The 5446-nt window shown below is 76.0% G+C and carries 3 protein-coding genes and 1 pseudogene; 2 read left to right on the forward strand and 2 right to left on the reverse strand.

Annotated elements, in window-relative coordinates:
• Positions 1 to 1517: pseudogene (locus tag OO57_RS43290) on the reverse strand (hypothetical protein); the annotation flags it as partial.
• A 349-nt stretch (positions 1518 to 1866) separates the two neighbouring features.
• Here OO57_RS43290 and OO57_RS36880 point away from each other — a divergent pair.
• Positions 1867 to 2793, forward strand: coding sequence for a hypothetical protein (locus tag OO57_RS36880; RefSeq protein ID WP_033257220.1), 927 nt, complete (start codon positions 1867 to 1869; stop codon positions 2791 to 2793).
• Positions 2794 to 3086: 293 nt separating this feature from the next.
• Here OO57_RS36880 and OO57_RS36885 read toward each other — a convergent pair whose 3' ends face one another.
• The gene (locus OO57_RS36885) at positions 3087 to 3848 is read right to left on the reverse strand and encodes a DeoR/GlpR family DNA-binding transcription regulator (protein ID WP_033257221.1); all 762 of its coding nucleotides are present in this window, start codon (positions 3846 to 3848) and stop codon (positions 3087 to 3089) included.
• An 89-nt stretch (positions 3849 to 3937) separates the two neighbouring features.
• On the opposite strand from OO57_RS36885, the gene OO57_RS36890 reads away from it, so the two are divergent.
• Positions 3938 to 5236: an MFS transporter gene (locus tag OO57_RS36890; protein ID WP_033257223.1), complete on the forward strand. Its 1299-nt coding sequence runs from the start codon at positions 3938 to 3940 to the stop codon at positions 5234 to 5236.
• Positions 5237 to 5446: the final 210 nt, after the last annotated feature.

The following is a 5446-nucleotide window of genomic DNA, read 5'->3' on the forward strand; positions in this document are numbered from 1 at the left end:
GGGTGGGGATGGGTGGGCTGGGGGTGGGCGGCGAGGACGGCTGCGGCCAGGGTGGTCAGGGCGGTGCGGGTGCCGGGGGAGCAGTCGCGGGCGTCGAGCGTGGTGGCGGTCAGGGCGGTGAGTGCTTCGGCGTGCGCTGCGGTGAAGCGGTGGGCGGGGAAGGCGGCGAGGGCGGTGAGCGCGGCCTGGCGGACCGGGTCCTGTTCGTTGTGCAGGCGGCCGAGGTCGGTGAGCAGGACGCCGACCGCCTCCGGGCGCCGGTCCGCGGCGGCTGCCCGGACCAGGTGCCGCCAGGCCTCGGCGCGGTCGCCGGGTTGTGGCAGCCGGGTGCGTTCCAGGAGTTCGGCCCGGGCCTCCCCGGGCTCGGAGAGGGCGGTGAGCCAGAGCAGTTGGTGCCCGGCCAGTCCCTTGGCGGCCTGTTCGGCGCGCAGCCTGCGGGCTTCCTGCCAGCGGCGCTCGCGCGGCAGCAGCCGCAGCACCGGTTCGGTCAGCCGGGCGGCGTCCAGCGGATGTCCGTCGGCGGCGGCGTCCAGGAACGCGGCGCGCCGCGCGGGCGGGACGGCCCGCAGCAGCGGGGCGAACAGGCGGGGTTCCGGCAGCCAACGGCGGCCCAGGGCGGGCAGTGACGGCGGGTCGGCCCGGACGAGGCGGTGGAGCGCGGTGCGGCTGGGCTGCTCCTCCCGGCCGATGCGCGGGCGGGGGGTGGCGGCGAGCCAGGCGGTGGCGCGTTCGGCGTCCACCGCGAGCAGGTGGCCGAAGCCGCTGAGGGCCCACCACGGTGCGCTCCGGCCGGGGTGGCGCTCCAGCAGGTCGAGCACCCGGGCCGGGCGCAGCGCGAGTAGGGGCGCCAGCGGCACGTCCGCCGCGCCCCAGTGGTCGGGGGCCGCGCCGTCCGGTCGGGCCGCCAGGTCGCGTTCGACGTGGTCGAGCACCGCGTCGGGGTGCCGGGCGCCGAGCGCCCACCAGGTGTCCCAGGCCGGGGCCAGGCCCGGCAGTTCGGCGGCCACCACCTCGGGCGGGCAGGCCGGCAGCAGGGCCGCGGCCTCGTTCTCGCCGCCGTGCGCGCGGGCCACCGGCAGCAGCCGGGCGGCGAGTTGCGCGTCCCGGCCGCGCGCCACCGCTCCGCGCAGTTCCTTCCGGACGGCGTGCGGCGCCCGCCGGTAGGCGTCCGGCACGGCCGACGCCAACTCCGGTACGGTGCGCAGCGCGTCGATCGCCCGGCCGCGCACCACCCGGTCCGGGTCGGTCAGCCGGGGGGCGAGCAGGTCGGCCCGGGCGGTGAGCACGGCGGCGAACGCGGCCAGCCGCCGTCCGTACCGGCCGCGGGCCGCCAACTCGCCGACCAGCGCGTCGGTCGCCGCGTCGGTCGCCGCGTCGGTCGCCGCGGTGGCTCCGGCGGGCGGGGTGGCGCAGACGGCGCGGACGGTGCGGACGAACAGCGCCTCGCGCTCGGGGAGCGGGAGGGCGTCCATGGCAACGAGCAGGGCGGCGGCGTCGACGGGCGGCATGTCGGTCATTCTCGTCGGCGTGGCAAGCGGAATTCCGCGGGCTTCCGGTCCGGGGCGGGCGGCTTCCGGTCGTTGTCGGCGTCCTGGCACCGAACGGGAGCCGTTTCGTTGCCGGGCTGTCGCGGGCATCGGCTAGAGTCCGGCACGGAGTAGCCAGAGAAGTATGAGAACGGTATGAGAGGGCTAATCCGGCGCACCGCCCGGGTCGCGCCGCCGGAACGCCCCCTCGCCACCGCCCGGGACGGCGGCACCCGATGAGACCCGACGAGACCCGTTCGGGCCCGGGAGACCACCGGCCCGGCGCCACCCGGCGGCGGAGACACCGCACCGGGACGTTTCCCAGGGGGAGAAGAACCACATGCGCAAGACCGGACGTACCTTCCTCGCCGCGACCGTCGTCGTGCTCGCCCTGACCGCGACGGGCTGCGCCAGCAAGGGCGGCGACGGCTCCGCCTCGTCCAGCACCGGGGGCACCGGGAGCACCGGGGGCGGCAACTCCGCGCCCGACGGCCAGGCCGCCGCCCTCGACCCCGCCGCGCTGCTCAAGCTGGTGGGCGAGAAGACCAGCGCCGCCAAGTCCGCCAAGGTCGAGGTCACCACCGAGATGGGCACCTCGAAGACCGCCATGAAGGGCGCCATCTCCTGGGCGGACGGCCTGCAGGGCGAGGTCAGCGGCAACGTCGGCGGTGCGATGGCCGACTCCCTCGCCGAGGCCGGCGGCGACGGCAGCATCACCGCCCGCTACCTCAGCGACGCGATGTACATCAACATGGGCGACGGGATGGCCGCGCAGCTCGGCGGCGCCCACTGGATCAAGTACGGCTACGCGGACCTCGCCAAGCTGATGGGCGCGGCCGGCGACAGCCTCAAGAACCAGCTGCAGAACGCCGACCCGGTCTCCTCGGTGCGCGCCCTGATCGCCTCCGGCAAGGTCGAGAAGACTGGCACCGAGACCGTGGGTGGCGTCAAGTCCACCAAGTACGAGGGCGACCTCGCCGCGGTCGACCTCGCCCAGGCCGGGGGCAAGGGCCTCACCTCGGAGCAGACCGAGGCCCTGCAGAAGCAGTTCACCGAGTCCGGCATCACCACCGAGCACATCGAGGTCTGGATCAGCACCGACAACCTGCTGGTCAAGAAGGTCGAGTCGTTCGACAGCAAGGTCGGCAAGGTGGTCTCCACCGCGCTCTACACCGACTACGGCTCCTCGGTCACCACCAGCGCCCCGAGCGCGAGCGACACCGTCGACTTCGCCGAGCTCATGAAGTCCGCCCAGGACGCTTCCTGACGGACCGTCACGATTCCGGCCCGGCCGGTCGCGCCTACTGACTGTGGGGGAGCGCGACCGGTCGGGCCGTGTGTGGGGGTTGTTCTCTCAACAGCCGCCCCGGGAGGCGGATTTGTTGCACCGTGCGCGGAGCGGCCGGACCGTTCCGTGCACTCAAAATGCCCCGGCCGGGCAGGCCAGTCAAGCGTTCCCCGGCCACTTGAGCTGCCCTTAAGGCTCCCTTCGCCGACAGCACTGGTGCCGGGGCCGGTGGCCGGTGCCGAGGTCGGGAGCCGGGGCCGTGGGCGCGGCGGTCAGGCGCGGACGACGGCCGTCCCGGCGGCGGTGAAGGCGGCGAGCTCGTCGGCGGGGGCCCCGGCGTCGGTGACGAGGGTGTGCAGGCCCGCGGCGGGGGCGACCCGGGCGAAGGCGGTCCGGCCGAGCTTGCCGCCGTCGGCGGCCACCACGGTGCGGCGGGCGGCGGCGATCGCGGCCTTCTTCACGGTGGCGTCGTCCAGGTCGTAGGCGGTCAGCCCGTCGGCGGCGCTGAGCGCGCAGCAGCCCAGGACGGCGGTGTCGAAGCGCAGCGCGTTGATCGAGGCGAGGGCCAGCGGACCGGTCAGCGCCCCCTCGACGGGACGGGGGCGGCCGCCGGGGACGAGCAGGGTGGCCGGGCCGGGTGCGTCGCCGAGCACGTGGACGGCGGGCAGCGACAGCGGCATCACGGTGACGGGGCGCTCGCGCAGCAGCCGGGCCACCTCCAGGCAGGTCGTGCCGCTGTCGAGCAGCACGGTCTCCCCGTCGGCGATCAGCGCGCAGACGGCGGCGGCGATGCGCTGCTTGGCGTCGACCGCCTCGCGGGCCCGCAGCGCGAACGGCGGCTCCTCGCCGCGCAGCAGCAGGGTGCGGGCGCCGCCGCGGAAGCGCTCCAGGGCGCCCTGGGCGGCCAGCGCGTCCAGGTCGCGCCGGACGGTCATCTCGGAGGCGCCGGTGAGCGCGGCGAGTTCCAGGACGGTCGCGCTGCCCGCGTCCCGGACGGCCTGGGCGATCAGGGTGTGGCGCTCCGCGGTGTTCATACCGGAATTGAACCGCACCCCGCAACGAACATTCAAACTGTTCGATAGCGTGCTTTCGCACACGAGGAATGTTCGTTATGGTCGTCGGCATGGAACGCCAGCTCCGGGCCGCCCGAGCGGCGACCTACGTCTACTTCGTCCTGTGCGGCACCCTGATGGGCGCGTGGGTCGTGCACATCCCCGCGGTCGAGGCCCGGGTCGGCATCGGCCACGCCGCCCTCGGCGGCCTGCTCGTCCTGCTCGGCCTCGGCGCCTTCGCGGGCATGCGGGCGGCCGGTCCCCTCACCGACCGCCTCGGCGCCCGCACCGCCGTGCCCGCCTCCGGCGTCCTGTGCGCGGCCTCCCTGGTGCTGCCCGCCCTCGCCCCGAACCCGTGGACGCTGGCGGCCGCGCTCCTGGTCTTCGGCTTCGGCAACGGCTGCCTGGACGTCAGCATGAACGCCCACGCCGTCCACGTCGAACAGGCCTACGGTCGACCCGTCATGTCCGGCTTCCACGCCACCTTCTCGATCGGCGGCGTGCTCGCCGCCGGTGCCGCCGCGGCAGCCGCCGCGACCGGCCTCGGCCCGACCGCCACCCTCGCCCTGCTCGGCGCGCTCGGCGTCGCCACCGCCCTGCTCGCCGCCCGCGCCCTGCTGCCCGGCACCGCACCGTCCGCCCCGGACGCGCCGCCTGCTGCGGACGCGCCGTCCGCCCCGGAAGTGCCGCCTGCTGCGGACGCGCCGTCCGCCCCGGAAGTGCCGCCTGCCGTGGACGCGCCGCCCGCCGGAGCCGGGCCCGCCGTGCCGGGCGGGGACGTCCACCGCCGGATCCGGGTCCTCGCCGTCCTGGCGCTGATGGTCATGCTCGCCGAGGGCGCCGCCAACGACTGGAGCGCCCTCCACCTCAAGGACGTCCTCGGCACGCCCGCGTCCACCGCCGCGTTCGCCTACGGCACCTTCGCCGCCGCCATGACCACCGGACGCCTGCTCGCCGACCGGATCGCCACCCGGTACGGCCCGGCGGCCGTCCTGCGCCACGGCGCGCTCACCGCCGCCCTCGGCATCACGGTCGCCGCGCTCACCCCGTGGGTGTGGGCCGCGTTCCTCGGCTGGGCGCTGTTCGGCCTCGGCCTCTCCGGCTGCGTCCCGCAACTCCTCAGCGCCGCGGGCCACGCCGACCCCGCCGCCGCGGGCGCCAACGTCTCCCGCGTCGCCGGACTCGGCTACCTCGGCATGCTCGCCGGGCCCGCCGTCATCGGCTGGCTCACCCACCTCACCGCCCTCAACCACGCCTTCCTCCTGCTCACCCTGTTCTGCGTCGCCACCGCCGCCACCGCGGGCGTCCTGCGCACCGCCCCCGCCCCCCTCGCCGTCACGGCCCCGACCCCCGCGGGCCGACCCCACTGACCGCCCGTGCGGCCCGGGCCGGGGCCGCACGGGCCATTCCGCTCACCCCTGGAACTGCCGCTTCCGCTGGGCGTACGGGGAGGAGTCCACGTGCACCTCGCTCCACACGCTCTCCTTCGCCACCCCGCCGTTGCACGACGCAGGCGAGTACCGGTGCCCCCACCGGTCACCCAACGCCAACGCCGCCAACACCCCGCACTCGTCCGGCGC

This window comes from Kitasatospora phosalacinea (assembly GCF_000717185.1).
Taxonomy (GTDB): domain Bacteria; phylum Actinomycetota; class Actinomycetes; order Streptomycetales; family Streptomycetaceae; genus Kitasatospora; species Kitasatospora phosalacinea_A.

Coding starts and splice junctions, on each gene's coding strand:
- OO57_RS36880 (WP_033257220.1), top strand. CDS start 1,867: ATGCGCAAGACCGGACGTACCTTCCTCGCCGCGACCGTCGTCGTGCTC.
- OO57_RS36885 (WP_033257221.1), bottom strand. CDS start 3,848: ATGAACACCGCGGAGCGCCACACCCTGATCGCCCAGGCCGTCCGGGAC.
- OO57_RS36890 (WP_033257223.1), top strand. CDS start 3,938: ATGGAACGCCAGCTCCGGGCCGCCCGAGCGGCGACCTACGTCTACTTC.